This window comes from Kitasatospora sp. NPDC059747 (assembly GCF_042732955.1).
In the GTDB taxonomy this organism is placed as follows: Bacteria; Actinomycetota; Actinomycetes; order Streptomycetales; family Streptomycetaceae; genus Kitasatospora.
The window spans coordinates 1-25492 of record NZ_JBHWGV010000004.1 but is presented as its reverse complement, the minus strand read 5'-3'; the positions used below and the strand labels follow the sequence as shown (position 1 = coordinate 25492).

Annotated in this window: 27 protein-coding genes; 15 read left to right on the top strand and 12 right to left on the bottom strand. The window is 73.7% G+C overall.

Features of this window, described 5'->3' with window-relative positions; translation table 11 throughout:
- Positions 1 to 113: 113 nt before the first annotated feature.
- Positions 114 to 602, top strand: coding sequence for a YajQ family cyclic di-GMP-binding protein (locus tag ACFV4G_RS02845; protein ID WP_380435820.1), 489 nt, complete (start codon positions 114 to 116; stop codon positions 600 to 602).
- 98 nt (positions 603 to 700) lie between these two features.
- Here ACFV4G_RS02845 and ACFV4G_RS02840 read toward each other — a convergent pair whose 3' ends face one another.
- Both ACFV4G_RS02840 and ACFV4G_RS02835 read right to left on the bottom strand, forming a co-directional pair.
- Positions 701 to 1300 carry a hypothetical protein gene (locus ACFV4G_RS02840; RefSeq protein ID WP_380435819.1) on the bottom strand — a complete coding sequence of 200 codons (600 nt, stop codon included), beginning with the start codon at positions 1298 to 1300 and terminating at the stop codon, positions 701 to 703.
- A gap of 153 nt (positions 1301 to 1453) precedes the next feature.
- The gene (locus ACFV4G_RS02835; RefSeq protein ID WP_380435817.1) at positions 1454 to 1945 is read right to left on the bottom strand and encodes a hypothetical protein; all 492 of its coding nucleotides are present in this window, start codon (positions 1943 to 1945) and stop codon (positions 1454 to 1456) included.
- Between the two features lie 177 nt (positions 1946 to 2122).
- Here ACFV4G_RS02835 and ACFV4G_RS02830 point away from each other — a divergent pair, with 177 nt between their 5' ends.
- The 6 genes from ACFV4G_RS02830 (at position 2123) to ACFV4G_RS02805 (ending at position 6991) form a co-directional block, all read left to right on the top strand.
- Complete coding sequence (locus ACFV4G_RS02830) at positions 2123 to 2344, top strand: hypothetical protein (RefSeq protein ID WP_380435815.1); 222 nt, start codon at positions 2123 to 2125, stop codon at positions 2342 to 2344.
- Between the two features lie 81 nt (positions 2345 to 2425).
- Positions 2426 to 3778 carry a dipeptidase gene (locus ACFV4G_RS02825; protein ID WP_380435813.1) on the top strand — a complete coding sequence of 451 codons (1353 nt, stop codon included), beginning with the start codon at positions 2426 to 2428 and terminating at the stop codon, positions 3776 to 3778.
- 129 nt (positions 3779 to 3907) lie between these two features.
- Positions 3908 to 5026, top strand: a complete 1119-nt coding sequence (locus ACFV4G_RS02820) for a M24 family metallopeptidase (protein ID WP_380435811.1) — start codon at positions 3908 to 3910, stop codon at positions 5024 to 5026.
- Between the two features lie 118 nt (positions 5027 to 5144).
- A complete protein-coding gene (locus ACFV4G_RS02815; RefSeq protein WP_380435809.1) occupies positions 5145 to 6182 on the top strand; it encodes a phosphatase PAP2 family protein in 1038 nt (345 codons plus the stop codon).
- A 204-nt stretch (positions 6183 to 6386) separates the two neighbouring features.
- Positions 6387 to 6650 carry a hypothetical protein gene (locus tag ACFV4G_RS02810; RefSeq protein ID WP_380435807.1) on the top strand — a complete coding sequence of 88 codons (264 nt, stop codon included), beginning with the start codon at positions 6387 to 6389 and terminating at the stop codon, positions 6648 to 6650.
- A gap of 185 nt (positions 6651 to 6835) precedes the next feature.
- A complete protein-coding gene (locus ACFV4G_RS02805; RefSeq protein WP_380435805.1) occupies positions 6836 to 6991 on the top strand; it encodes a hypothetical protein in 156 nt (51 codons plus the stop codon).
- 4 nt (positions 6992 to 6995) lie between these two features.
- Here ACFV4G_RS02805 and ACFV4G_RS02800 read toward each other — a convergent pair whose 3' ends face one another.
- Positions 6996 to 7880: a sigma-70 family RNA polymerase sigma factor gene (locus ACFV4G_RS02800; protein ID WP_380435803.1), complete on the bottom strand. Its 885-nt coding sequence runs from the start codon at positions 7878 to 7880 to the stop codon at positions 6996 to 6998.
- A gap of 74 nt (positions 7881 to 7954) precedes the next feature.
- Between ACFV4G_RS02800 and ACFV4G_RS02795 the strand changes: the two genes are divergently transcribed.
- The gene (locus ACFV4G_RS02795) at positions 7955 to 8641 is read left to right on the top strand and encodes an FMN-dependent NADH-azoreductase (RefSeq protein ID WP_380435801.1); all 687 of its coding nucleotides are present in this window, start codon (positions 7955 to 7957) and stop codon (positions 8639 to 8641) included.
- On the opposite strand, the gene ACFV4G_RS02790 is transcribed toward ACFV4G_RS02795, so the two are convergent.
- The 4 genes from ACFV4G_RS02790 to ACFV4G_RS02775 all read right to left on the bottom strand — a co-directional run bounded on the left by ACFV4G_RS02790 (position 8638) and on the right by ACFV4G_RS02775 (position 12804).
- On the bottom strand, positions 8638 to 9594 hold the full coding sequence (locus tag ACFV4G_RS02790) for a M56 family metallopeptidase (RefSeq protein ID WP_380435799.1): 957 nt from the start codon (positions 9592 to 9594) through the stop codon (positions 8638 to 8640). The two genes, ACFV4G_RS02795 and ACFV4G_RS02790, sit on opposite strands and share 4 nt — an antisense overlap.
- Positions 9595 to 9597: 3 nt before the next feature.
- Positions 9598 to 10020, bottom strand: coding sequence for a BlaI/MecI/CopY family transcriptional regulator (locus ACFV4G_RS02785; RefSeq protein WP_380435797.1), 423 nt, complete (start codon positions 10018 to 10020; stop codon positions 9598 to 9600).
- Positions 10021 to 10072: 52 nt separating this feature from the next.
- On the bottom strand, positions 10073 to 11767 hold the full coding sequence (gene ctaD / locus ACFV4G_RS02780; protein WP_380435980.1) for a cytochrome c oxidase subunit I: 1695 nt from the start codon (positions 11765 to 11767) through the stop codon (positions 10073 to 10075).
- Positions 11768 to 11880: 113 nt separating this feature from the next.
- Positions 11881 to 12804, bottom strand: a complete 924-nt coding sequence (locus ACFV4G_RS02775; protein ID WP_380435795.1) for a DMT family transporter — start codon at positions 12802 to 12804, stop codon at positions 11881 to 11883.
- On the opposite strand from ACFV4G_RS02775, the gene ACFV4G_RS02770 reads away from it, so the two are divergent.
- A complete protein-coding gene (locus ACFV4G_RS02770) occupies positions 12803 to 14239 on the top strand; it encodes a PLP-dependent aminotransferase family protein (protein ID WP_380435793.1) in 1437 nt (478 codons plus the stop codon). The two genes, ACFV4G_RS02775 and ACFV4G_RS02770, sit on opposite strands and share 2 nt — an antisense overlap.
- 405 nt (positions 14240 to 14644) lie before the next feature.
- On the opposite strand, the gene ACFV4G_RS02765 is transcribed toward ACFV4G_RS02770, so the two are convergent.
- Positions 14645 to 14872: a DUF3263 domain-containing protein gene (locus ACFV4G_RS02765; RefSeq protein ID WP_380435791.1), complete on the bottom strand. Its 228-nt coding sequence runs from the start codon at positions 14870 to 14872 to the stop codon at positions 14645 to 14647.
- A 126-nt stretch (positions 14873 to 14998) separates the two neighbouring features.
- Here ACFV4G_RS02765 and ACFV4G_RS02760 point away from each other — a divergent pair, with 126 nt between their 5' ends.
- Positions 14999 to 15349 (top strand): cupin domain-containing protein, encoded by a 351-nt coding sequence (locus ACFV4G_RS02760; RefSeq protein WP_380435789.1) that lies wholly within the window; start codon positions 14999 to 15001, stop codon positions 15347 to 15349.
- An 85-nt stretch (positions 15350 to 15434) separates the two neighbouring features.
- On the opposite strand, the gene ACFV4G_RS02755 is transcribed toward ACFV4G_RS02760, so the two are convergent.
- Complete coding sequence (locus ACFV4G_RS02755) at positions 15435 to 16715, bottom strand: extracellular solute-binding protein (RefSeq protein WP_380435787.1); 1281 nt, start codon at positions 16713 to 16715, stop codon at positions 15435 to 15437.
- A 347-nt stretch (positions 16716 to 17062) separates the two neighbouring features.
- Between ACFV4G_RS02755 and ACFV4G_RS02750 the strand changes: the two genes are divergently transcribed.
- Positions 17063 to 18037: an ROK family protein gene (locus ACFV4G_RS02750; protein WP_380435785.1), complete on the top strand. Its 975-nt coding sequence runs from the start codon at positions 17063 to 17065 to the stop codon at positions 18035 to 18037.
- A 301-nt stretch (positions 18038 to 18338) separates the two neighbouring features.
- Positions 18339 to 19535, top strand: a complete 1197-nt coding sequence (gene nagA, locus ACFV4G_RS02745) for an N-acetylglucosamine-6-phosphate deacetylase (protein WP_380435783.1) — start codon at positions 18339 to 18341, stop codon at positions 19533 to 19535.
- Between the two features lie 99 nt (positions 19536 to 19634).
- Here the strand turns inward: nagA and ACFV4G_RS02740 are convergent, their stop codons facing one another.
- Together ACFV4G_RS02740 and ACFV4G_RS02735 are read right to left on the bottom strand one after the other, a co-directional pair.
- Complete coding sequence (locus ACFV4G_RS02740; RefSeq protein WP_380435781.1) at positions 19635 to 20645, bottom strand: hypothetical protein; 1011 nt, start codon at positions 20643 to 20645, stop codon at positions 19635 to 19637.
- 147 nt (positions 20646 to 20792) lie between these two features.
- The gene (locus tag ACFV4G_RS02735) at positions 20793 to 22685 is read right to left on the bottom strand and encodes a diguanylate cyclase domain-containing protein (protein WP_380435779.1); all 1893 of its coding nucleotides are present in this window, start codon (positions 22683 to 22685) and stop codon (positions 20793 to 20795) included.
- Between the two features lie 384 nt (positions 22686 to 23069).
- Here ACFV4G_RS02735 and ACFV4G_RS02730 point away from each other — a divergent pair, with 384 nt between their 5' ends.
- Entirely contained in the window at positions 23070 to 23597 is a 528-nt protein-coding gene (locus tag ACFV4G_RS02730) for a flavin reductase family protein (RefSeq protein WP_380435777.1), read from the top strand.
- A gap of 76 nt (positions 23598 to 23673) precedes the next feature.
- Here ACFV4G_RS02730 and arfB read toward each other — a convergent pair whose 3' ends face one another.
- Positions 23674 to 24105 (bottom strand): alternative ribosome rescue aminoacyl-tRNA hydrolase ArfB, encoded by a 432-nt coding sequence (arfB, locus tag ACFV4G_RS02725; RefSeq protein ID WP_380435775.1) that lies wholly within the window; start codon positions 24103 to 24105, stop codon positions 23674 to 23676.
- Between the two features lie 76 nt (positions 24106 to 24181).
- Between arfB and ACFV4G_RS02720 the strand changes: the two genes are divergently transcribed.
- Positions 24182 to 24670 (top strand): hypothetical protein, encoded by a 489-nt coding sequence (locus ACFV4G_RS02720; protein ID WP_380435773.1) that lies wholly within the window; start codon positions 24182 to 24184, stop codon positions 24668 to 24670.
- 124 nt (positions 24671 to 24794) lie between these two features.
- Positions 24795 to 25370, top strand: a complete 576-nt coding sequence (locus tag ACFV4G_RS02715; protein WP_380435771.1) for a TerD family protein — start codon at positions 24795 to 24797, stop codon at positions 25368 to 25370.
- Positions 25371 to 25492: the final 122 nt, after the last annotated feature.

Below are 25492 nucleotides of genomic sequence, written 5' to 3'. Positions count from 1 at the left end.
CGGCGTGGCTGTCGGGGGCGGCGACGGGGCACCGCTGGATAGGCTGGGGCGGCGGGGCGCCCGGTGCGGCGTGCCGTGCCAGTGAAGCCAGAGCATCAAGGAGACCAACACCCATGGCCGACTCCAGTTTCGACATCGTCTCGAAGGTCGAGTGGCAGGAGGTCGACAACGCGATCAACCAGACCTCCCGTGAGATCGCCACCCGCTTCGACTTCAAGAACGTCGGCGCCGAGATCAGCCGCTCCGGCGAGAAGATCGAGATGAAGGCCAACGGCGAGGAGCGCGTCCGGGCCATCCTCGACGTGCTGCAGACGAAGTTCGTCAAGCGCGGGCTGTCGCTGAAGGCCCTGGACGCCGCCGAGCCGCAGCTGTCCGGCAAGGAGTACAAGATCTTCGCGAACGTGAAGGAGGGCATCACCACCGACGATGCCAAGAAGGTCGCGAAGATCATCCGGGACGAGGGTCCCAAGGGCGTCAAGGCCCAGGTCCAGGGCGACGAACTGCGCGTCAGCTCCAAGAGCCGCGACGACCTCCAGACCGTCCAGGCCCTCCTCAAGGGCAAGGACCTGGACTTCGCGCTCCAGTTCGTGAACTACCGCTGACGCCCTCCCGGCCGATCCGAAGCGGCGACGGCAAGGCCCCGGTCCTGGGTGCGGGACCGGGGCCTTTGTCGTCGGGCCGTGGGGTGCGGCGGGTGGGGTCAGCCGGCGGCGGGGTGGGGGTGGAGGGCGGTACGGGCCGCCGTGGCGTCGGCCAGGGCCTGGGCCTGTGCCTTGAGGGAGGCGAGCCGCTCGTTCACGTCCCGAGCGTCCCGGGCATCCCGGCCGCCCCGAGTATCCCGGCCGTCCCGGCCGTCCGGGGTGGCCGTGGACGGGAGCTTCGGCGGGGCTGGCGGGGTCACCGAGGGCACGGTCACCGGCAGTGACGGGGGTGCCGGCAGCGAGCCGAGCAGGCCCGACAGGAGGTTGGTCACGGTCGCCAGCAGCTGACCCACGACGCCGGGGACGGAGGAGGTCACGCTCGACAGCAGATCGGTGACCGTCTTGATGATGCCGGACAGGTCCGGGGTGGCGGGGAGGGCCGGGACCGCGGGGGCCGGGACGGACGGCAGGGCGGGGACCGCCGGGGCCGGGACGCTCGGCACGGGGACGCTCGGGAGCGGGTCGTCGGCGAGCGGGGCCGAGACGACGGGGGTTCGGGGGGCCGCGGAGCCGTTGCCCGCGGCGGTGGCGGATGCCGAGGCGACCGGCGTCAGCGCGAGGGCTGCGGTCAGCGCGGCGGCCATCCAGGTGGCACGCATGGGTACTGCTTCCTCTCGGTACGAGTGGGGCGAGATCGCCTGACTCACACCGTGGGGCAGCCACCCGGACGCAGCCACCGCACGTACGCCGAACGGTGGCGCGGCGACCCCGGCGGCGGCCCCCGCGCCCGGCGTGGCTCGGCCCGGCACGGCTCAACCCGCCGTCGCCGCCCAGCCCTCGGTGCTGCGGTGGGCGCCGAGGCCGACCGCCTCGAACTCGTCCACCCGCCCCTCCTCCACCCGGGCGCCGAGCTGCCGCAGGACGCGGGAGATCGGGCTTCCGCCGGGCGCGAAGGGCTCGAACGCGCTGCTGAGCGGGCCCAGTTCGAGCCGGCCGTCGGTCCACACGGCGGCGCGCTGGGTGCCGGTGCCGCCGAAGAAGTCGGCCTCGACGCAGGCGACCGGGCCCGCCTTGGACCAGGCCGCGAGCCGCAGTTCGAAGCCGTCCGGGTGCCAGGCGAAGCCGGCGCCGCCTTCGGACTTGCGCTCGTCACCGTCGGCCCGGAAGGCGGACAGGAACGCGGGAGTGGCCGGGATCAGCGCCAGTCCTTGTGCGAGCGGCGCCACCCGCGCGGCCGGCACTTCGGCCGCCGCGACCGTCAGCAGCTCCAACGTGCCGATCAGCGCCTGGAGTTCATACGACATGCCCGACATCGTGTCCCACCGCACCGACAACCGGCCCGGAATTTATGATTCCGTGCCCGTCCGGAGTCCGCACGGGTGCTCGAACTCCCGCTCCCGGACCGCGCGTTTGGGCGGCGACGCCGTTCACCGGCGCGCCGACGGGACCGATGCGCGGTCACCCGGGCGGGCGCGCGCCGCATGCGGCGCTCCGGGCAGACGGGTGAACTGGCCGGGTACGGCCCGCCCCGGCAGCCCTCCCGGAGCCTGCTGGTCCTCGGACTGCTGATCCCGTACCTGTTCCTGCGGCTGCGCAGGCCCGGCTGGCGTTCACCGGACGCGGCGGACGCGGCGGCCGAGGCGGCCGAGGCGGCCGCGCAACGGTCCGCCGAACCGCGCGACACCGAAGGAGGTGCGACATGACGGCCAATCCGACGCATTCGGTCCCCACGTGACCGTCCACACCTGGCACCCGCCACCCGCAGCCAGCCCACGGGAGCCCGCATGACCGACGAACTCGCCAGCCGCGTATCCGGGTTGATGCCACAGGCCAAGGCCGACCTGGCCGAGCTGGTGGCGATCCCCTCCGTCGCCGACCCCCGGCAGTACCCGCCGGAGCACTGCCGGGACGCCGCCGAGTGGGTCGCCGCCGCCTTCGCCGCGGCCGGCCTGCGCGACGTCCACCTGGAGGAGACCCCGGACGGCAGCCACGCCGTGATCGGCCACCGCCCGCCACCGCCCGGCGCGCCGACCGTCCTGCTCTACTGCCACTACGACGTCCAGCCCCCGCTCGACGAATCCGCCTGGACCTCCAAGCCGTTCGAGCTCACCGAGCGCGACGGCCGCTGGTACGGGCGCGGCGCCGCCGACTGCAAGGGCAACATCGTCATGCACCTCACCGCGCTGCGGGCGCTCGGCGACGACGTCCCGGTCGGCCTCAAGCTCGTCGTCGAGGGCTCCGAGGAGCAGGGCACCGGCGGCCTGGAGCAGTACGTGCCGCCGCACGCCGGGGAGTTGCACGCCGACGCGCTGCTGGTCTGCGACACCGGCAACGCCGCCGTCGGCGTGCCCACCGCCACCACCTCCCTGCGCGGCGTCACCAACGTCGTCGTCACCGCCAAGGCCCTGCGCGGCGACCTGCACTCCGGCATGTTCGGCGGCGCCGCCCCGGACGCGCTCGCCGCACTGATCCGGATGCTCGACTCGCTGCGCGACGCCGACGGCGGCACCCGGATCGACGGCCTGGACTGCACCGGCACCTGGAGCGGCGCCGGCTACGACGAGGAGCGGTTCCGCTCCGACGCCGGCGTGCTGGACGGCGTCCGGCTGACCGGCTCCGGCACCGTCGCCGACCGGCTCTGGGCCCGCCCCGCCGTCACCGTCCTCGGCATCGACTGCCCGCCCGTGGTCGGCTCGGCCGCCGCCGTCCCGGCCACCGCCCGGGCCCGGGTCAGCCTGCGGGTGCCGCCCGGCACCGGGGCGCGCGCGGCGCAGGACGCGCTGATCGCGCACCTGGAGGCCGCGGCGCCCTGGGGCGTCGTGGTGGACGTCGAACGGGAGGGCTCCGGCTCGCCGTTCCGCGCGGACACCGGCGGTCCCGCGTACGCCGCGCTCGACCGGGCGATGCGGGAGGTCTACGGGCGGCCGATGTCGTTCCTGGGCCAGGGCGGCTCGATCCCGCTCTGCAACGTCCTCGCCACCACCTACCCCGACGCGGAGATCATCCTGATGGGCGTCGAGGAGCCGCGCTGCCTGATCCACGCGCCGAACGAGAGCGTCGACCCGGGCGAGATCGAGCACATGGCCCACGTCGAGGCGCTGTTCCTGCGTCACTTCGCCGACGCCGCGCGGGCGTGACGGCGTCCCCGGCGGCCCGCGCCCGGCGGAGCTCCGGCCCACCGCGCCGGCCCCGGACGGGTGACGGGGCCCCGGACGCGTGATGGAGTTCCAGGCAGCAGCCCGTCCGGACCTTGAGGAGGAAGACCCGTGCCCCGACCCTTCACCACCGAGGACTACCGCGCCCGGCTGGCCCGCGCCGCCGCCGACGCGACCGCCGCCGGACTGGCCGGCCTGGTCGTCGCCCCCGGCCCCGACCTGGTCTACCTGTGCGGCTACCAGCCCACCGCGATCACCGAGCGCCTCACCGCCCTGGTGCTCGGCACCGGCCGCGAGCCCGCGCTGGTCGTCCCCCGGCTGGAGCGCCCGGACGCCGAGAAGGCCCCCGGCGCCCCGGCCGTCCGGCTGCTCGACTGGAGCGACGGCGAGGACCCGTACGCCACCGCCGCCCCGCTGCTCGACCCGGCCGGGCGGTACGGCGTCTCCGACAACGCGTGGGCCATGCACCTGCTCGGCCTGCAGGGCGCGCTGCCCGGCACCGGCTTCACCTCGCTCACCGCGAGCCTGCCGATGCTGCGCGCGGTCAAGGACGCCGACGAGCTGGAGCGCCTCGCCGCGGCCGGCGGCGCCGCGGACGCCGCGTACCGGGGCGTCCTGGAGGTCGAGTTCGCCGGGCGCCGGGAGACCGACGTCGCCGCCGACCTGGGCGCGCTGCTCATCCAGTACGGCCACAGCCAGGTCGACTTCACCGTCGTCGGCTCCGGCCCCAACGGCGCCAACCCGCACCACGAGGCCGGCGACCGGGTGATCGAGCGGGGCGACACCGTGGTGCTCGACTTCGGCGGCCTCAAGGACGGCTACGGCTCGGACACCACGCGGACGGTCCACGTCGGCACGGACGTCCCGGCCGAGGTGCGCAAGGTGCACGACGTGGTCCGGCGGGCCCAGCAGACGGCGTTCGAGGCCGTCCGCCCCGGCGTCACCTGCCAGGAGATCGACCGGATCGCCCGCCGGGTGATCACCGACGCCGGCTACGGCGAGCACTTCATCCACCGCACCGGCCACGGCATCGGCATCACCACGCACGAACCGCCGTACCTGGTCGAGGGCGAGGAGCAGCCGCTGGTGCCGGGCATGTGCTTCTCGATCGAGCCGGGGATCTACCTGCCCGGCCGCTTCGGGGTGCGGATCGAGGACATCGTCACCGTCACGGCGAACGGCGGGCGGCGGTTCAACAACACCCCGCACGAGCTCGGCATCGTCTCCTGAACCGGCTGCGAGGCGGCACCGGACCGACCCACACCACCCAGCATGAGTAGGACTTTCTTAAGATCCGGTCATCGTTCATCAAGGCTCCTCCCAGCTTGCGCCGCTAGTTTCAGCGGGCATGACCAACCTGCTGCGGCCGGCCCCACCACCACGACTCGTGCGGGCCGGGCGGCCCGGCCCGGTGGGCGCGGCGGCCAGACTCCGGCCGCTGCGGCTGCTCGCCTGGCCGCTCTACCTGGCCTCCCTCGCCTGGTACGTGCGCGGCAACGGCCTGCCGTCCGCCAACGACGTGGTCTTCTGCTGGCTGATCGGCGCCCTGCTGACCGCCGCCGTGCACAGCGGACACGGCCCCCGCGGCTTCCTCCTGGTCCTGCGCGACTGGGTCCCGGTCATGGCCGCGGTGTGGACGTACTCGCTGCTGCGCGGCTACGGCGCGCACACCCCCTGGGCACCGCACTGGCTGCCGCAGCTGGACGCCGACGAGGTGCTCGGCTTCGGCCGGACCTGGACCGTCCGGCTCCAGGACGCGCTCTACACGCCCGGCTCGCCGCACTGGTACGACTACGCGGCGGTCACGGTCTACCTCTCGCACTTCTTCCTGGTCTTCGTGGTCCTCGCGGTGCTCTGGCGGCGCGACCACGCGCGGTACGTCCGGCTGCTCACCTGCTACCTGGTGCTGACCTTCGCCGGCTTCGCGACCTACCTGCTCTACCCGGCCGACCCGCCGTGGCTGGTCGCCCAGGAGGGCCACCTGCCCGGGCTCACCCGGGTGGTGTCCTCGACGCTCACCGACATCGGGCTGCCGCAGGCGCAGTCCGTCTTCGAGAACGGCAGCCAGTTCGCCAACGACGTCGCCGCGATGCCCTCGCTGCACTCCGCCTACCCGGCGATGCTGCTGTTCTTCTTCTGGCCGACCGCCCGCCCCTGGCTGCGCGCGCTGCTCGTCGCCTATCCGCTCGCGATGGCCTTCACGCTGGTGTACGGCGCCGAACACTTCATCGTCGACATCCTGGCCGGCTGGACGTACGCGGCCGTCGTCGTCCTCGGCCTCCGGCGGCTGCGCTCCCGCCGGACCGGGCGCGGGGGAACTGAAAAGAGGCGGGTGCACGTGGCACCCGCCACCAGGTCGCTTCCACCCACGAAGGACACCACGTGATCGGGTGCTATCGATGGCCGAACGCGTCCTGTTCTGCGGCTTGGCTTCCTCCCGGTCACAAGGGCAGGGATTCCCTCCGGCCCACTGTCCGGACTGGGCTTCCGGTTACCCGGTTGCCAGGTTGGCGATTCACGGCCTGCCCAACGGCTAAGGCTCCACGCCCTGACACCGCAAGCCCTGCGGCGTTCATTCCAATGCCGACGCTTGGCTATCGCAGTCGGCACTCCGACGCTATCACTGAGTAGCTGCACTCTCACCCAAAGTGCCGCTTTCGTCCTCGCCGTCCTCGGGATCGGCGCCTACCGGACGGCATTCGGCGCGCGGAAGGCCGTGATCGGGCGGCAGCCGGAGGGCATCGGCGGGACCGAGGTGTGGGTGCTGCCGAACCCGAGCGGGCTCAACGCGCACTACACGCTGGACGCGCTGGCGGCGGAGTTCCGCACGCTGCGGGAGTCGCTGGAGGACTGAACCGGACGGGCCGCCACGAGCCCCTCCGGCAGCGGCCCGGCCCGCAGCTCGCGGATCAGCGCCCGGACGGCGACCGTCGCGGCCGGCTCGGGCGTGGTCACGTACCCGACGGACCGGCTGGGCAGGCGCGGCCCAGGTCGGTGACGGCGAGGCCGGCCGGGGCGCCGAGCAGCGTGGTCCTGGGCATGATCGCCAAGCTGCGGCCCGACGAGACGGTGTTCGTCTCGGCCGCAGCCGGCGGCGTCGGCACCGCCGCCGGCCGGTTCGCCCGGCTGCTCGGCGCCGGCCGCGTGATCGGCAGCACCGGCAAGATGACCCTCCGGCTCGCCGACGAGTCCTGACGCCCTACGGCAGCACCGCGAGCTCCAGTCCGGCCAGCCGGGCCGGGTCGGCGACCACCTCGTACCCGGCCACCAGGCCGTCCGCGACCGCCACCCGCAGCACCAGCCGCAGCCGTCCGCCCGGCGCGATCAGGATCCCGGGCACACCGTCCACCAGGGCCACCGCGCCGAACCGGGCCCGGCGGCCGAAGACCGTCGTCTCCCGCGCGACGGTGAGCGCCCCGCGCGCGACGAGGGAGCGCCCGGCGGGCAGCGCGGCCGGGTCGGCCCGACGGACGACGTCCGGCGCGAGCACCGCCAGCAGCTCGTCCAGGTCCCCGCCGCGCGCGGCGGACAGGAAGGCCTCCACGACCCGACGGTGCCCGGCCAGGCGCTCCGGCGGGCCGGCGGCCGTCCCGCGCACCCGCTGCCGGGCCCGGCTGGCCAGCTTCTTGGCGGCCACCGGCGTCCGGCCGACGATCGGCGCGATCTGCTCGAACGGCACCGCGAAGCCGTCGTGCAGCACGAAGGCGACCCGCTCGGCCGGGCCCAGCCGGTCCAGCACCACGAGCAGCGCCCGGCCGACCGACTCGACCAGCAACGCCTCCTCCTCCGGGTCCCCGGCCCCGGCCGGCCCGTCCGGCAGCGCCTCGTCGACCGGCTCCTCACGGCGCACCGCGCGGGCGCGCAGCAGGTCCAGGCAGATCCGGGAGACGACGGTGGTCAGCCAGCCCGGCAGGTTCGCCACCTCCGCCGGGTCGGTCCGGCCGAGCCGCAGCCAGGCCTCCTGGACGGCGTCCTCCGCCTCGCCCGTCGAGCCGAGCATCCGCTGCGCCACCGCCCGCAGCCGCCCGCGCTCGGCCTCGAAGCGCGCGGCGAGCGCGTCGTCCGGAAATCCGTCCCCGCTCATCGGTCACCTTTCCTCGGCCCGGCCCGTCACCGGTATGACGTTCCGCCCGACCCCGAGGTGACGAGGAGAGCACCATGACGTCCACCACCCTGCTCCACCTGGACTCCAGCATCAGCCCGGAGGGTTCGGTCAGCCGCGCCCTGACCGCCCGCTTCGCCGCCGTCTGGCGCGCCCGGCACGGCGCCGCCGCCACCCACCGCCACCACGACCTCGTCGCCGACCCGGTGCCCGCGGTGCACGCCGCCTACGACGCCCTCGGCCGCCGCACCGAGCGCAAGGGCGGGCTCCCCCTGGACGACGTCGCCGCGCTCGCCGAGACCCCGGACGAGGAGCGCGAGTGGGCGCTGACCCGCCCGCTGATCGACCGGCTGCTGGCCGCGGACACCCTGGTGGTCGGGTCCCCGATGTACAACTTCACGGTCTCCACCGGCCTCAAGGCGTGGATCGACCGGGTCTCCTTCCCCGGCGCCTACGTCGACCCGGACACCGGCGCGAAGCTGCTGGGCGGCACCCGCGTCGTGGTCGTCGCCGTCCGCGGCGGCGGCTACGGGCCGGGCACCCCGCGCGAGCACCAGGACTTCCAGGTCCCGTACCTGCGGGCGTACTTCGGCAACCTCGGCGTCGCCGAGGAGAACCTGCACGTCGTCACCGCCGAGCTCACCCGCGCCGACGACGTGCCCGCGCTGAACGGGCTCCGGCCGATCGCCGCGGAGTCGCTCGCATGGGCCGGGGCCACGCTCGACGCACTGGCCGCCGCCTAGAACGGGGTGACGGCCTTCAGGACGACGAGCAGCGCCACGGCGGCGTTGAGCGCGCACAGCGCCGACGCCGCCGTCCCGACCGCGGCGACCATCGCGGCCAGGCCCGCCGGGGTCTTCGCCGGCGGCCAGTTGCGGTCGGACGGCACCGGGCCGAGCAGCGCGGCGACCCGGCGCGGCACCGGGCCGGGGGCCGGTGCCGGGGCGGCGAAGGCCGCGAAGCCCGGGGACGGTACGGGACGCGCGACGAGGGCCGCCCGGGCCACCGCCCGCGCGGTGATCCGCCGGTCCCCCACCGCCTGCGCCGAGTCCTCGTCCGCCCAGCGCTCCGCGCTGAAGGCCACCGCCTCCTGGAGCGGGCGCAGGAACGGGTTCACGTTGGCCGCGAGCTGGGTGGCCAGCAGGTAGCGGTGGTGCCGGTGCACCAGGTGCGCGCGCTCGTGGGCGACCAGCGCCTCGCGCTCGTCCTCGGCCAGGCCCTCCAGCATCCCGGTGGACACCACGACCCGCCCCGGCGAACCCGGCAGCGCGTACGCGTACGGGCTGGCGTCCGGCAGCACCGCGAGGTCGGCGTCCGGCCCGGAGCCCGCCGGCAGGCCGTCCAGCGCCCGCCGGGCCCGGGCCCGCACCCGCAGGTGCCGCGCCGCCGTCCGCAGGCAGGCCGCCCCGACCAGGACCAGCAGCCACATCGCGGCCGTCCCGACCGTCTCGTGGTACGGCAGCGCGGCCCGCACCTCCGGGTCGGACCAGCTGTCCGGCAGCGGGTTTCCGGGGATCTGCGCGGTGCCGACCACGCCGATCAGGCCGAGGCACAGCACGCTGCAGACCGCCATCACCGCGCTGATCACGGTCATCAGCCGGGCCGCGCCCCGCGGGTGCAGGTGCTGCCCGGTGAGGCGCGCGATCGGCACCGCCGTCAGCGGCAGGATCAGCGGGAGGAAGACGAAGAAGCCCACGGGTCAGCTCTCACGGTCGGCCGCTGCCGGATCGGCGGACGCGGAGTCGAGGAGCGCGCGCAGCAGTTCCTCGTCGTGCGGGAGCAGGGCGCTCACGAAGCTCGCCAGGACGGCGTCCCGGTCGGCCTCGCCGTCGAGCATCCGGCGCATCCTCAGGGCGGCGAGCCCGGCCGCGTCGGAGGACGCCTGCCAGAGGTAGGAGCGGCCGGAGCGGGTCCGGGAGACGGCGTTCTTCGCGTGCAGCCGGGAGAGGATCGTCATCACGGTGGTGTACGCCAGGCCGCCGTCCAGGCGTTCCTGCACCCACCCCGCGGTGACCGGGCCGGGCGCGCGCTGGAGCACCGCCAGCACCTGGGCCTCCAGCTCGCCCTGGCCGCGTCGCCGGGCGGGGGCGTCCCCGGCCGGGGCGTGCCTCTCGTCTGCCATGACGGCCCACTCCCTCCGGATGCCGCGCCCCGGAGCCGGCGGGGCACGCCGCTCATCCTAACGAGCGAACCCCGCCCTCCGGGCGGTCCCGGGGGCCATTCTGCCTCCGGTCGAGCTCCGCGATCTCCGGGTGGTGCAAGTCGAACGCCGGGCACTCCGAGCGGATCTTCGGCAGCGTCACGAAGTTGTGCCTCGGCGGCGGGCACGACGTGGCCCACTCCAGCGACCGCCCGTACCCCCAGGGGTCGTCCTCCTCCACCGGCTGCCCGTACTTCGCCGTCCGCCACACGTTGTAGAGGAACGGCAGCGTCGAGGCCCCGAGCAGGAACGAGCCGATGCTGGAGACGGTGTTCAGCGTCGTGAACCCGTCCGAGGCGAGGTAGTCGGCGTACCGGCGCGGCATGCCCTCGGCGCCCAGCCAGTGCTGCACCAGGAAGGTGGCGTGGAAGCCGGTGAACAGCGTCCAGAAGTGGATCCGGCCGAGCCGCTCGTCCAGCATCCGCCCGGTGAACTTCGGCCACCAGAAGTGGAATCCGGCGAACATCGCGAACACCACCGTCCCGAACACCACGTAGTGGAAGTGCGCGACGACGAAGTACGAGTCGGAGACGTGGAAGTCGATCGGCGGCGCGGCCAGCAGCACCCCGGTGAGCCCGCCGAACAGGAAGGTCACCAGGAAGCCGACGGTCCACAGCATCGGCGTCTCGAAGCTCAGCGAGCCCCGCCACATCGTGCCGATCCAGTTGAAGAACTTCACCCCGGTGGGCACCGCGATCAGCATCGTCATGATCGAGAAGAACGGCAGCAGCACCTGCCCGGTGACGAACATGTGGTGCGCCCAGACCGTGATCGACAGGCCGGTGATGGCGACCGTCGCGCCGATCAGGCCGGAGTAGCCGAAGACCGGTTTGCGGCTGAACACCGGGATGATCTCGGTGACGATGCCGAAGAACGGCAGGGCGATGATGTACACCTCGGGGTGCCCGAAGAACCAGAACAGGTGCTGCCACAGCATCGCCCCGCCGTTGGCCGGGTCGAAGACGTGCGAGCCGAACCGCCGGTCCGACTCCAGGCAGAGCAGCGCCGCCGCCAGCACCGGGAAGGCGAACAGCACCAGGACCGCGGTGAGCAGGACGTTCCAGACGAAGATCGGCATCCGGAACAGCGTCATGCCCGGCGCCCGGAAGCAGACGATCGTCGTGACGAAGTTGACCGAGCCGAGGATGGTCCCGAACCCGGAGAGCGCCAGTCCCATGATCCACAGGTCCGCGCCGTGGCCCGGGCTGTGCATCCGGCTGTTGAGCGGCGCGTAGGCGAACCAGCCGAAGTCGGCCGCGCCGCCCGGGGTCAGGAAGCCGAACATGACGATCAGCGAGCCGAACAGGTAGAGCCAGTAGGCGAGCGCGTTCAACCGGGGGAAGACGACGTCCGGTGCGCCGATCTGCAGCGGCATGATCCAGTTGGCGAAGCCCGCGAAGAGCGGGGTCGCGAACATCAGCAGCATGATCGTGCCGTGCATGGTGAACAGCTGGTTGAACCGCTCGTTGTCGATCAACTGCAGCCCCGGGCGCGCCAGTTCGGCCCGCATCAGCAGCGCCATGACGCCGCCGGCGAGGAAGAACAGGAACGACGTCGTGATGTAGAGGGTGCCGATCCGCTTGTGGTCGGTCGTGCTCAGCCAGCCCACCAGGGCCCGCCCGCGCCGGCGTCGGCGCAGACGGGCCCGGTCCACGACGTCCTTCGGCAGGAGAGTCACGCGGCGCGCCTTCCGGGCTCGGGCTGGCGGTGGTCGGACCCACCACTACCAGCGGCCGCCCACCGAAGCCCGGGGCGCGCGCGGCGCATCACCCGAACAGGCCCTCACGCACGGGCGCGCTGGGTGACGGCGATGCAGACGAGCACCACCACGGCCGTCACCGGAGCCGCCGCCGGCAGGTCCTCGGCCAGCAGCAGAACCGCCCACACGAGCGTCAACAGCGGCTGTGCGAGCTGGAGTTGGCTCGCCCTCGGCACGCCGATCGCCGCCATCCCCCGGTACCAGAGCACGAACCCGCCGAACTGCGACACCGCCGCCGTGTACGCCAGCCCGACCAGCGCCTTCGCGCCCGGGTGGACGGGCTCGGCGGGCAACGCGAGCACGGTGGTCAGCACGGTCGCGGGCAGTGCGGCCACCACCGCCCACGCGATCACCTGAGCACCCGGCAGGTCCCGCGACAGGCGCCCGCCCTCCGCGTACCCGGCGGCGCAGACGAGCAGCGCCGCGAACAGCAGGCAGTCCGCGGCGCTCGGCCGGCCGTGGCTCTGCAGCAGGGTGAACGCGATCACGGCCGCCGCCCCCACCAGCGCGGCGCCCCAGAACGCCCGGGACGGCCGGCGGCCGGTGCGCCACGCCGCGAACACCGCCGTCGCCAGCGGCAGCAGGCCGATGACCACCGCCGAGTGCGCCGTCGAGGACATCCGCAGGGCGAGCGTGGTGAGCAGCGGGAAGCCGAGGACGCAGCCCACCGCGACGACGAGCAGGCCGGGCCACTGCCGCCGGGTCGGCAGCGGGGCGCGGACGGCCGCCAGATAGAGGGCGGCGAGCAGGCCCGCCCCGGCCCCGCGCAGCCCGGTGGCCGTCCAGGGGCCGAAGCCGGTGAGGGCCCAGGAGGTGGCCGGGAAGCTGAACGAGAAGAGGAGCACCCCGAGGGCGGCGGGCAGGGTGCCGGCGGCCGCTGCCGAACCAGGGCCGACGATCCGCGGTGCTATCGCCGACATTCGAATAGCGCTATCTTGTGCCTTCATGAACGAGCGTAGCAGTGTGGCCGAACTCGCCGAAAGCCTGCGCCGCGAGGTGGAGTGCTACCCCGAAGGACGAAAGCTGTCGTCCAGCCGCGCCCTCGTCGAGCGCCACCAGGTCAGCCCGGTGACGGTCTCCCGGGCGATCGCCGTCCTCGCGGCCGAGGGGCTGGTCGTCTCCCGGCCGGGAGCCGGGGTGTTCCGGGCCGCCCACTTCGCCGCCGCGCCGAGCGCCCGCACGGGCGACCTCTCCTGGCAGGAGGTCGCGCTCAGCGCCGGCTCCGGCCCGCGCGACCTGCTCGCCGCACCGGTGATGGCCACCCTCAACGTGCCGCCGCCCGACGTCATCGACCTCAACAGCGGCTACCCGCACGCCGGCCTGCTCCCCGAACGCCTGCTGGCCGGCGCCCTCGCCCGGGCCGGACGCCGCCCCGGCGCCTGGGACCGCCCGCCCGCCGACGGCCTCACCGAACTGCGCGGCTGGTTCGCCCGGGACATCGGCGGCACCGGCGGCCCGATCGGCGCCGGAGACGTCCTGATCACCGCCGGCGGACAGGGCGGCCTCACCGTCGCGGTGCGGGCGCTCGCCGCGCCCGGCACACCCGTCCTGGTGGAGTCCCCGACGTACCCGGGGATCCTCGCGGTCCTGCACGCGGCCGGGCTGCGGCCCGTCCCCGTCCCGGTCGACGCCGACGGCGTCCGCACCGACCTGCTGGCCGACGCCTTCGCGGCCAGCCGGGCCCGGCTCTTCGTCTGCCAGCCGCTGTTCCAGAACCCGACCGGCGCGGTGCTCTCCCCCGAACGGCGCACCGAGGTCCTGCGGATCGCCCGCGCCGCCGGGGCGTTCGTCCTCGAAGACGACTTCGCCCGGCTGCTCGTCCACACCGACGCCCCCGCGCTGCCCCGCCCACTGGCCGCCGACGACCAGGACGGCGTCGTGGTCCACCTGCGCTCCCTGACCAAGGCGGCCTCGCCCAACCTGCGGGTCGGAGCCCTGACCGCCCACGGCCCGGCCCTCGCACGACTGCGGGCCACCCAGGTCGTGGACAGCTTCTTCGTGCCCCGCCCGCTCCAGGAGGCCACCCTGGAACTCGTCTCCGACCCCGGCTGGCCCCGCCACCTGCGCACCCTGGGGGCCGAACTCCAGGACCGCCGCACCGCCGCCGTCGCCGCCCTGCACCGCGAACTGCCGGGCTTCCTCGACGACTACCGCCCGGGCGGCTACCACCTGTGGCTACGCCTGCCGGACGGCACCGACGACGCCGTCCTCACCGCAGCGGCCCTGCGAACCGGCGTCCTCGTCACCCCCGGCCGCCCGTACCACCCGGCAGAACCCCCAGCAGCGCACCTCCGCCTCAGCTACGCGGCAGCCGAGAGCGCCACACAAGCGACCGAGGGCATCCACCGCCTGAGGAGGGCGTACGAATCCCTGGCCTCATAGCCCCCCGCACCAACGCACCCACCCAAACCACCCCCCACCCCCAAACCCACCCACCCGACCCACTCACCTCAACCTCCCACCCACCCCTCATCCCTCCCCAGCGAGAGGGAGCGCTGCGGGAGGGGGTGGCGGAGGGGGTGGCCGCGGAGAGGGGCGTGACGGGTGATTTTCAGACTGCCAACGGCGAGAACACCCCACCCACAGAGTCGGCAGTCGGAAAATCATCCAGCCCCCGGAGCGGCCACCCCCGCAGCCACCCCCCGCGAAACCCCCCCCCCCCCCACCCCCCCCCCCCCCCCCCCCCCCCCCCCCGCGCCCCCCCCCCCACCCCCACACCCCCCCCCGGCGTCACCCACCCACCCGAAAGCCCACCCCGCACCCAAGCCCCGCGCAGCGGCCCCCACGTCACCGAGCCGCGCGCCGCGCATCCCTCACCCGGCGCAACCGATTCACCAGCACCGGCGCGTGCGCCAGCGCCTCCGGCCGGTCCAGCAGCGCGTTCAACACCTGGTAGTACCGGGTGCTGGAGATCCCCAGCTCCTCCCGGACGGCCCGCTCCTTGGCCCCCGCCGTACGCCACTGGCGCCCTTCGAGCTCCAGCACCGCCCGGTCCCGCTCACTCAGCTCGCCCACGAGAACACCTCCTGAAGACCTCCTGCCGAGAACACCTCCCACGACCTACGAAGTGTCATTCTCGGACGCCCCCAGGACACACTCTGCGTCCTCCCCCGGCCGAGCGCCCCGGCTAACGTCACGGTCATGATCGAATCGAGCTTCACCGTCCACGTCCCCGACGCCGACCTGACCCCCGAGCCCCTGGATCCCGCGCAGATCGTCGAGGGCACCCCGGAGGTCACCGGGAAGGTCCTGCACGAGTCCGCCGACGGCCGGCAGCTGCGCGGCATCTGGCAGATCACCCCGGGCGTGGTCACCGACACCGAGGCCGACGAGATGTTCGTGGTGCTGAGCGGCCGGGCCACCATCGAGGTCGACGGCGGCCCGACGCTGCACGTGGGCCCGGGCGACTGCGCCGTCCTGCGGGAGGGCGACCGGACGACGTGGACCGTCCACGAGACCCTCAGGAAGGCCTACGCCATCACCCTCCCCTGAAGGAAGGAGGCACCCCGCCCCACCTCCGCCCAGGCCCGGCCGCACCCCCGCCCAGGCCCCGCCCCACCCCCGCCCAGGCCCGGCCTCACTTCCGAAGCCGGGCCGCCTCCTTGACGGCGGCGTCCTGCAGCCCGGTGAGGACCTGCTTCGGGTCCCCGGTGACGGCCTCGCCGATCCCGGCCTTGATCCGGTTGCTCACGTCCGCCCAGGCCGGGTCGCCGAACGGGTAGAAGCTGGCGTTGGTCAGACCGGTGGCGAACTGCTTGAGGTCGACGTGCTTGGGGTCCGAGGACATCTGGCCGAAGGCGTCCTGGGTCACCGGCAGGAGGTTGTACCGCTCGTCGAACTTGAGCTGGTTCTCCCGCATGAAGACGAAGGACAGGAACTTCTTGATCTGGTCCTTGTGCCCGTTGGCCTTGAAGGCCATCATCCAGTCCGCGACGCCGAGGCTGCCGGTCTTGTTGAGGCCGTCCTTCCTGGGGATCGGGGCCGTCCCGAAGTCGACGTTCCCGGCGGTGGCCATCCGCAGCAGCGTCGGGTGCCCGTTCAGCATCGCGACCTTCCCGGACGCGAAGTCCTGGAACACCGGGGTGCGGTTCATCTTGCCCGGCTCGGGATAGGTCAGCCCGGTGCTCACCAGGTTGCTCTTGAGCCAGGTGAAGGTGGCCTGGTTCTGGGCGCTGTCGATCGTGTAGTTGCCGACGTCGTCGGAGAGCAGGCCGCCGCCGCTCAGCGTCCACAGCATGGACTCGGCCGGTGCCTCCTCGGGCCCCAGCGGGAGGCCGTACGGGGTGACGCCCGGCGCCTTGGCCTTGATCTTCTCGGCGTCCTGCCGCAGTTCGCTCCAGGTGACCGGCGGCTGGCTGATTCCCGCCTGCTTGAAGAGCGTCTTGTTGTAGAAGAGCACGCGGGAGGAAGAGACGAAGGGAATCCCGTACTGCGTGCCGAGCACCTGCCCGGCGTGGGCGAAGGAGTCCATGAACTTGGCCTGGGTGTCCAGCGAGAGCACGTCCGCCGCCGGGTACAGCCGGTCCGCGGCGACCTGGTCGGCGAAGCCGCCGGTCTGCAGGAGGTCGGGCGACTTGCCGGCCGCGATCAGGTCGTCGACCTTCTTGCCGATGTCGGTCCAGCTCTCGACGTCGACGTCGACCTTGATGCCGGGGTTCTGCGCCTCGAAGCCGCGCACGACCTCGTCCCAGTACAGCTTGGAGCTGGTGTCGGCGTTCTCGCCGTAGTCCGCGGCGACCAGCCTGATGGTGACGGGCCCGTCGCCCTGTCCGCTGCAGGCGCTGACCGCGGAGAGCACCAGCGCTCCGGCCAGCGCGGTGCCGAGCACACGGGTGGGGACGTGGGCGCGCCTGTTCAACGCGGGTACCGCCTTCGGGGGGAGAAATGCGACCGGAGGGGTGATTCCGGCAGGGGGGAGGCGCAACACTGCCAAACCGACCCCACAGTGGTCCATACCTCTGCCCCGTGTCCGGCAAGTAGTTATCGAAGTGCGGACGTCATTGCACGATGCGCAACGAAACACCGTCGACGCCCGCCCGAACCACCGCCCGAACCACCGCCCCAACCCCTCCCAACCCTCCGAAACCCCACACCCCAAAGCCCCGCACACCGCCCGCTTCTGCGACAAAGCTCACCCAGTATGGACCAGACCAATCCGACAACTGGACTAGACCTCTTCGACCCGGCCAAGGGAAACTGTCCCCCGTGAAGCACGTCATCGCACTCGATGTAGGCGGCACCGGCATGAAGGCCGCGCTGCTCGCCCAGGACGGCTCCGTGCTGTTCGAGGCACGCCGACCGACCGGGCGGGAGCACGGCACGGACGCCGTCGTCGCCGCCATCCTCGACTTCGCCGCCGACCTGGCGGCCGAGGGCCGCGACCGCTTCGGCGTCGCTCCGCTCGCGGCCGGCGTGGCCGTGCCCGGCACGATCGACGAGAGGAACGGCATCGCGGTCTACTCCGCCAACCTCGGCTGGCGCGACCTGCCGCTGCGCAAGCTCCTCGGCGAGCGCCTCGCGACCCCCGCCCCCGCGAAGGGGGGCAGCAGCAGCGCCCCGATCCCCGTCGCCCTCGGCCACGACGTGCGCTCCGGCGGCCTCGCCGAGGGCCGGATCGGCGCCGGCCGGGGCGTCGGCCGCTTCCTGTTCATCGCGCTCGGCACCGGCATCGCCGGCGCCATCGGCATCGACGGGCGGATCGAGGCCGGGGCCCACGGCTACGGCGGCGAGATCGGCCACGTCGTGGTGCGCCCGGGCGGCCCGCAGTGCGGCTGCGGCGCCCGCGGCTGCCTGGAGACGCTGGCCTCGGCCTCCGCCGTCTCCCGGGCCTGGGCCGCGGCCAGCGGCGACCCCGACGCCGACGCGGCATCCTGCGCCGCCGCGGTGGACGCCGGGGACGACCGCGCACTCGCGGTCTGGCAGGGCGCCGTCGACGCCCTGGCGGACGGCATCGTGCTCGCCCAGAGCCTGCTCGACCCGTCCACGGTGATCGTCGGCGGCGGGCTGGCCGAGGCCGGCGACACGCTCTTCACCCCGCTGCGGGCGGCCATCACCGAGCGTCTGACCTTCCAGATGCCCCCGAAGGTCGTACCGGCGATGCTGAAGGACACCGCGGCGTCGCTGGGGGCCGGTCTCCTCGCCTGGGACCTGCTCGCCGAAACCCACCCCCCGCGCCCGTGAGGGGGCTCCCCACCCGGCCTCCGAGGCCTCATGCTCGGCATCCGGGACCGCACGGGCCCACCCGGACGCACCGGCCGTCCCGACCCCCGGAGCCGGCCCGACATCCGGAGCCGACCCAACACGACCGGCCGTCCCGACCCCCGGAGCCGACCCGACACCACCGGCCGGCCCGGCCCCCGCACCCCCGTGGCATCCGGACGCCGACCGCCGTCCGGAGCCGGGTCACCGACCACAGCGGCCTGCCGGCGCCCAGCGCATTCGAGAACCCGGGACGCCCGTCCCGACAGATGGAGGTGACCGCGTGACTGCCGCGGAGCGTGACCGTACCGCACTGGCCGGCGCCCGGCTGGTCCTGCCCGGCGGGGTCGTCGAGGGCGAGCGGATCGCCGTCGAGGGCGACCGGATCGCGGCCATCACGAGTGGGGCGCGTGGTGGCGGGGCCGAGCCTGGCGACCTCGACCTGACCGGCCACACCGTCGTCCCGGGCTTCGTCGACCTGCACGTCCACGGCGGCGGCGGCGCGTCCTACGCCTCCGGCATCGCCGAGGAGGCGCTGCGGGCCGCCCGGACCCACCTCGAACACGGCACCACGACCACCATCGCCTCGACCGTCACCGGCGAGATCGACGAGGTCGCCCGCCAGGCCGCCGTGCTGTCCGAACTGGTCGAGGACGGCGTGCTGGCCGGCATCCACTTCGAGGGCCCGTTCATCTCCCGCAACCGCTGCGGCGCCCACCGCCCCGACCTGCTGCGCGACCCGGACCCGGCGCTGGTGCGCAAGCTCGTCGACGCGGCCCGCGGCCACGCGAAGATGGTCACCCTCGCCCCCGAGCTCCCCGGCGGCCTCGACTCCGTCCGGATGCTCGCCGACCTCGGCGTCATCGCGGCCGTCGGTCACACCGACTCCGACTACGCGACGACGCTGGAGGCCGTCGACGCGGGCGCGACCGTGGCGACCCACCTGTTCAACGCGATGCCGGCGATCGCCCACCGGGCCCCGGGCCCGATCGTGGCGCTGCTGGAGGACGAGCGGGTCACCGTCGAGCTGATCAACGACGGTGTGCACCTGCACCCGTCCGTCCTCGACCTCGCCTACGGCACCGCGGGCGCCGAACGCGTCGCCCTGATCACCGACGCCATGGGCGCCGCGGGCATGGGCGACGGCCTCTACCCGCTCGGCCCGCTCCAGGTCGAGGTCAAGGACGGCGTGGCCCGGCTGGTCGAGGGCGGCTCGATCGCCGGCTCGACGCTCACCCTGGACGTCGCGTTCAAGCGCTCGGTCACCGTCAACGGCCTGACGCTCGACCAGGCCGTCCAGTCGCTCTGCACGACCCCGGCCCGGCTGCTCGGCCTGGGCGACTCCGTCGGCACCCTGGAAACCGGCAAGTACGCCGACCTGGTCGTGCTCGACTCCGCCACCCACGACCTCGTCGCCGTCATGCGCCGCGGCGAGTGGGTCGTCGGCGGCGACCGCTTCACCACCGTCAAGCCGGCCTGACCGGAGCCGCCTGACGGAACGCCGACGGCCGCCCTCCCCGCTTACCGGGGACGGGCGGCCGTCGGCGCGTCCGGGCCCGACCGGGCCGTCGTCAGCCCGTCAGCTGCTCGGCTCCACCGTGATCTGGTCGACCAGGATCGGCCCGCCGGACGGCGCGGTCATCGTGATGGTGTTCGAACCGGCCTGGAGCTGCGGCAGTATCCAGGTGGAGTACCACGAGGACGCCGGGTCCTTGCCGGGCGAGTAGTTCTTGAAGGCCAGTCCGCTCGGCCAGTCCTTGCCGTTGACCGACGCCGCACCCCGCACGTCGCCGCCGGCGTTGTTGAAGTGCACGGTCAGCTTGTAGGTGCCGGCCGCGGCCACCTCACCGGTCCAGCTCAGCGAACCGCCCGGCTGGAGCGTCAGGTAGCTGCCGTCCGCGGACTTGGCGCCCTTGACGGTGTTTCCGGAGGGTGCGTTCTGGCCCTGGAGCTGTCCCGCGTCCACCGTCACCGGCCCGCCGGAGGCGGAGGCGCTCGGCGAGGCCGAGGCGGAGGAGGTCCCCGACGGGGTGCCGGAGCCGGTCGTGCTGGGAGCCACCGAGGCGGCGGTCTGCTGGCCGCCCTTGGCGGCCTTCTTGTCGTCGCCCGAGTCCCCGGTGGACAGCGCGATCCCGGCGCCGATCGCGATCGCCGCGATCACCGCCACCGCGCCGATCACCGCACCCTTGCTCCGGCCGCTGCTGCCCTGGCGGTCGTCACCCGGCTGCGGGCGGGAGTGCTCGGCGTAGCGGGTCTGCTGCGTGGGGACGCTGCCGTAGTCGGGCTGCTGCTGGCCGTACTGCTGCGGGTACGGCTGGCCGGGGCCCTGCTGCGGGGACCCTTGCTGGAAGTACTGCGGCTGCTGCTGCGCGCGCGGAGGGTAGGACTGCTGCTGGCCGTACTGGGCACGGCCGACCTCCATCGGGCGGCTGTACGGCGTACGCGGCACACCCTGCTGCGGCTCGGCCGACTGCCCGGAGGACCCGTCGGCCGGGCGGTAGAGGTAACCGAAGGGGTCGTCTTCCTGAGGGGCACCGCCCCCCGGGCCCTCGGGCGCTCCGTTGTTGCCGGCGGTCGTCACGGTGGTCAACTCCCCCATCGTTCGCGCCGCCGGGCCGGCGGCCCCAGGCGCAGGTCATGGACGCTCTCGTTACCGGGGAACCCTACCTGCCCGACCCGGCCGCCCGGAACGAGGGCTTGACAACCCGCCGGTAACCTGGGCCGCCAGGGCCCGGGTTCAGCCCGCCCGGCGGTGCGAGCGCTCGCCCCTGGCCCCGCGCACGGCGCCGCCCCTGGCCCGCTTCTCGTCGTACATCCGCTCGTCCGCCGTGTGCAGGACTTCCTCGATGCTCATCCCGCAGCCGGCCCAGCCGATCCCGAGGCTCACGCCCACCCGCATCGCCCGTCCGTCGATCCGCATCGGCGGGATGATGGCGTTGCGCAGCCGGTGGGCGAGGTCCTTGGCCTCCTCGCGGCCGATGCCGTCGGCCAGCACCACGAACTCGTCACCGCCGAGCCGGGCCACCGTGTCGCCGTCCCGGACGGCCTGGCTGAGCCGGCGGGCGACCTCGACCAGGACGGCGTCGCCCGCGTTGTGGCCGAACCGGTCGTTGATGGACTTGAAGCCGTCGAGGTCGCAGAAGAGCACCGCGAGCCCCTTGTCGACGATCGCGCCGCCGCCCGCGCCGGGGCGGAACGCTCCGGACCACGCCTCGCCGCCCGGGCCGTACTCGGCCGGGACCACCGCGTGCACGTGTTCCGGGTAGCCGGGACCGAACCCGGCGGCCCCGTAGCCCGCCACCTCGTAGCCCGTGACCTCGTAGCCCATGACCTCGTACCCGGCCGGGAGACCGCCGTCCGCCGCCCCGAGCCCCGCCGGCAGGCTCCCGTCCGGCGCGCCGTACGTGTGCACCGCCCCGGCGTACGGTTCGGCGCCCTCCAGGCCGTCGTACGCGGCGTGCGCGCTGTACGAGTCGGCCGGGTAGCCGCCGTACGGCTGTGGGAAGGCCGCCTCCGCGGGGCCCGCGACCGCGCCGACGGTCTGCGGCTCGGGGCAGAGCCGGCGGGCCAGCCGGGCCTTCAGCTCGGCGCCGTTGGGCAGGCCGGTGAGCGCGTCGTGGCTGGCCCGGTGGGCGAGCTGGAGCTCGTGGCGCTTGCGGTCCTCGATGTCCTCGACGTGGGTGAGCAGGAAGCTGGGGCCCTCGGCGGCGTCCGCCACGACGGAGTTGCGCAGGCACACCCACTGGTAGCCGCCGTCCCGCCGGGAGAGCCGGAGCTCGGCCCGCCCGCTCTCCGCGCTGGTGCGTTCCAGCAGGGCGCGGTCGTCGGGGTGGACGAGGTCGACGAAGCTCTGCTGGCGCAGCACCGCGCGTGGTCGGCCGAGCAGGCGGCAGAGCGCGTCGTTGACCCTGGTCAGCTGGCCGCGCCCGGGGCCGCACAGCTCCGTGATGGCCATGCCGCTGGGCGCGTACTCGAAGGCCTGGCGGAAGCTCTCCTCGCTCGCCCGCAGCGCCTGCTGCTCCTTCTCCAGGCGGGCCAGGGCGCGCTGCATCTCGGCCCGCAGGCGGGCGTTGCCGATCGCGATGGAGGCCTGGAGCGAGAACATCTCCAGCGCCTCGCGGGTCCAGGCGCCGGGCCGCTTGCCGCTGCGCGGACGGTCCACCGACAGGACGCCGAGCAGGTCGCCGCCGGCGCTGTACATGGGGGCGAGCAGCCCGTCGGCGGGGTGCCAGTCGTTGGCGTAGACGGGCATCGGGCCGTCCCCGATCCAGCGCGGGATGTCGCTGGCGACGGCCCAGCCCCGGTCGTAGGGCAGGAAGCGCAGGGTGCCCCAGTGGTCGCTGACGCCGAGCAGCCGGTCCCAGGACTCGCGGGAGCCGACCTGGCCGAGCAGCACGGAGGGGCCGCCCATGGCGCTCTCCTCCAGCTCCCAGACGGCCGCCACGACGAGGTCGCCGTCGGGCCGCACCAGGCTCACCGCGGCGGCGTCGAATCCGAGCCCGTGGACCGCACCCTCGACGACGGCCTGCAGCGTGCCCGCCAGGCTGCGGGCAGCGTTGAGGTCCGCCACGACCCGGTGCAAGGTGCGGAGGGTCGCGAGACGGACGTACGGCTCCGACTCGGCTTCCATGCGGGGGCTCCCCGGCTGCTTCGGATAGTTCTTGATTGGTTATCGTCCGATTGCCAGAAGAACTGAATCACAGGGAGCACAGCGTTCGGCACGCTCGGTCAGCAATAGGCCACCACTTGTGACTTAAATCACACGACACTAATGCGCCCTTAATCAGCTCATCCGTCCCATAGCGGGACATAAAGCGCTATCGGAACATTTCTCGTGGTCGACCGCATTGCCCGCGCGCTGAAGCCACCTGTCGCCCGGCAGGCCCCCTGCTTCACCCATGCTTCACCCCTGGGGGTGAGTGAGGGCACCGGTCCCGGCCCTCACCCCTGCGCCGCTGGTCCTACGACCACGGCCCGATGTCGCGACCCGCGACCGCCAGCTACCGTGCGGTACGTGTACCCGTCCCCGCAGCCCGAAGCTGCCGCCCACGCCACGCCCGACGAGTTCCGGGCCGCACTCTCCCAGCTCGCCGCCGGCGTGAGCCTGGTGACCGTCCACGACCCCGAGGACGGCGAGGACATCGGCATGACCGCCACGTCCTTCCTCTCCGTGTCGCTGGAGCCGCCGCTGGTGCTGATCTCGGTCCGCGAGGACTCCCGGATGGACGAGGTGCTCGCCCGCGTGGACACCTGGGCGGTCTCGGTGCTCACCGAGGCCCAGAAGACGACCGGCTCCCGCTTCGCCATGAAGGGCCGGCTCAGCGACCGGCTGCTGTTCGCCGACACCCCGCACCACCGCGGCCCGGCCACCGGCGCCCCGCTGATCGAGGGCGCGCTGGCCACCGTCGAGTGCCGCACCGAGCAGCGGATACCCGCGGGCGACCACACGCTGCTGCTCGGGCGCGTCCTGGAGGCCGTCGTCCCGGACCCCGGCGGCCGGCCCCTGCTCTACTTCCGCGGCGGCTACCGCACGCTCGGCTGAGCCACCCCGCCGGCACACGGCGCGCTCGACCGGGCCACCGCACCGACGGACCGGCGGGCGACTACTCGGCGGGCGACTACTCGGAGCGCGGCGAGCGCCGCCCCTCCTTCAGCTCGGAGCGGTGCCGCTTGTTGTCCAGCCGCCGCTCGACCATCCCACGGCTCGGCCTCGTCGCCCGGCGGGTCTTCGGCGGCGGCGCGCAGGCCTCGGTCAGCACCGCGGCCAGCCGGACCGCGGCCGCCTCGCGGTTGCGCCACTGCGAGCGGAACTCCGAGGCCTGGACCACCAGCACCCGGCCGTCCACCAGCCGGCCCGCCAGCCGCTCCAGGGCGCGCTCGCGCCACACCTCGGGCAGCGCCTTCGAGGCGGCCAGGTCGTAGCGCAGCTCGACCTTGCTGTCGGAAGTGTTGACGTGCTGGCCACCGGGGCCGGAGGAACGGGAGAAGCGCCAGACGAGCTCGGCGTCGGGGACGACCACCGACCCCCGTACGCGGATGGGCTCGGGCATGCGCCCATCATCCCGCGCCCGGCCCGCCCGGTCACCCGGTTATCCGGCACGCACCCCGAGCCCCGACAATGGCGGTGTGATCGAGCTCGGCTACTCCCTCTCCAACCGCTTCCCCGACCCCCCGCAGACCGACTACCGCACCGCCTCCGTGCACGCCCTGCGGTACGACCTCTTCTGCGGCGACGTGTACCTGGACGCCGAGGGCGCGGAGCTCTCCACCGCCTGGGGCTGGGTCCCGGTGCTCGACTTCGCGTGGGCGCTGTGCGACATCGCCGAGGAGCTGGACCGCGACCCGGCCGGCGGCCGGGCCGCCCGTGTCCAGACCGCCGACCTCGACTTCACCCAGAACACCGAGCTGCTGCGCTTCGCCCGCCGCTTCAACTGGGTCGAGGTCAGCGCCACCTGGCTGCCCGACGAGCCGCCCGCGGTGGTGCGCCACGCCGATCTGCGCCGCGAAGCACGGGACTTCCTCCAGGACACCCTCGCCGACCTGTTCGACATGCACCCCGACCTGGCCGACAACCCCAACATCTGGTCGCTCCAGGGCAGGTTCCGCCGGATCTGACCCGTACATTGCCCGCGCTTTGCCAGAACTTGGCGCCCGCGCGAAAGGGAGGATCCCCGGTGGAACCAATCCACCGGACGATTGCGTTGTCCCGGGAAAAGCGAATGAAGGGACAGCGATCACCATGCCAGTGAGCCTCTCCAAGGGCGGAAACGTCTCGCTGACCAAGGAGGCCCCGGGCCTGTCCGCGGTCTCGGTCGGCCTGGGCTGGGACGTCCGCACCACGACCGGCGCCGAATTCGACCTCGACGCCAGCGCCATCGTCCTGAACGCGGACGGCAAGGTGCTGTCCAACGGCCATTTCGTGTTCTTCAACAACACCAGCACGCCGGACGGCTCCGTCGTGCACACCGGTGACAACCGCACCGGCGAGGGCGTGGGCGACGACGAGTCGATCAACGTCGACCTGGCCGCCCTGCCCGCCGAGGCCGCCCGGATCACCTTCCCGGTCACCATCTACGACGGCGTCGCCCGCAGCCAGAACTTCGGCCAGGTCCGCAACGCCTACATCCGCGTGGTGAACGCCGCCGGCGGCGCCGAGCTGGCCCGGTACGACCTCTCCGAAGACGCCGCGACCGAGACCGCGATGATCTTCGGCGAGCTCTACCGCAACAACGGCGAGTGGAAGTTCCGCGCCGTCGGCCAGGGCTACGCCTCCGGCCTGGCCGGCATCGCCCAGGACTTCGGCGTCCAGATCTGACGCCCGGGCCCCGGGCCCGAAACGCCGCCGGGGGGGGCAGCGGCGGGGAGGGCGAGAACTACCCCCCCCACTCGGCGGCGCGGGGGCCCTGCGGCGCGGGCGGCACCCCGAGCGTCCGCGAG

Excerpts from the sequence above, each read along its gene's own strand:
- ACFV4G_RS02845 (WP_380435820.1), top strand. The coding sequence starts at position 114 with ATGGCCGACTCCAGTTTCGACATCGTCTCGAAGGTCGAGTGGCAGGAG.
- ACFV4G_RS02840 (WP_380435819.1), bottom strand. The coding sequence starts at position 1,300 with ATGCGTGCCACCTGGATGGCCGCCGCGCTGACCGCAGCCCTCGCGCTG.
- ACFV4G_RS02835 (WP_380435817.1), bottom strand. The coding sequence starts at position 1,945 with ATGTCGTATGAACTCCAGGCGCTGATCGGCACGTTGGAGCTGCTGACG.
- ACFV4G_RS02830 (WP_380435815.1), top strand. The coding sequence starts at position 2,123 with ATGCGGCGCTCCGGGCAGACGGGTGAACTGGCCGGGTACGGCCCGCCC.
- ACFV4G_RS02825 (WP_380435813.1), top strand. The coding sequence starts at position 2,426 with ATGACCGACGAACTCGCCAGCCGCGTATCCGGGTTGATGCCACAGGCC.
- ACFV4G_RS02815 (WP_380435809.1), top strand. The coding sequence starts at position 5,145 with ATGACCAACCTGCTGCGGCCGGCCCCACCACCACGACTCGTGCGGGCC.
- ACFV4G_RS02805 (WP_380435805.1), top strand. The coding sequence starts at position 6,836 with ATGATCGCCAAGCTGCGGCCCGACGAGACGGTGTTCGTCTCGGCCGCA.
- ACFV4G_RS02800 (WP_380435803.1), bottom strand. The coding sequence starts at position 7,880 with ATGAGCGGGGACGGATTTCCGGACGACGCGCTCGCCGCGCGCTTCGAG.
- ACFV4G_RS02795 (WP_380435801.1), top strand. The coding sequence starts at position 7,955 with ATGACGTCCACCACCCTGCTCCACCTGGACTCCAGCATCAGCCCGGAG.
- ACFV4G_RS02785 (WP_380435797.1), bottom strand. The coding sequence starts at position 10,020 with ATGGCAGACGAGAGGCACGCCCCGGCCGGGGACGCCCCCGCCCGGCGA.
- ACFV4G_RS02770 (WP_380435793.1), top strand. The coding sequence starts at position 12,803 with ATGAACGAGCGTAGCAGTGTGGCCGAACTCGCCGAAAGCCTGCGCCGC.
- ACFV4G_RS02775 (WP_380435795.1), bottom strand. The coding sequence starts at position 12,804 with ATGAAGGCACAAGATAGCGCTATTCGAATGTCGGCGATAGCACCGCGG.
- ACFV4G_RS02760 (WP_380435789.1), top strand. The coding sequence starts at position 14,999 with ATGATCGAATCGAGCTTCACCGTCCACGTCCCCGACGCCGACCTGACC.
- ACFV4G_RS02735 (WP_380435779.1), bottom strand. The coding sequence starts at position 22,685 with ATGGAAGCCGAGTCGGAGCCGTACGTCCGTCTCGCGACCCTCCGCACC.
- arfB (WP_380435775.1), bottom strand. The coding sequence starts at position 24,105 with ATGCCCGAGCCCATCCGCGTACGGGGGTCGGTGGTCGTCCCCGACGCC.
- ACFV4G_RS02715 (WP_380435771.1), top strand. The coding sequence starts at position 24,795 with ATGCCAGTGAGCCTCTCCAAGGGCGGAAACGTCTCGCTGACCAAGGAG.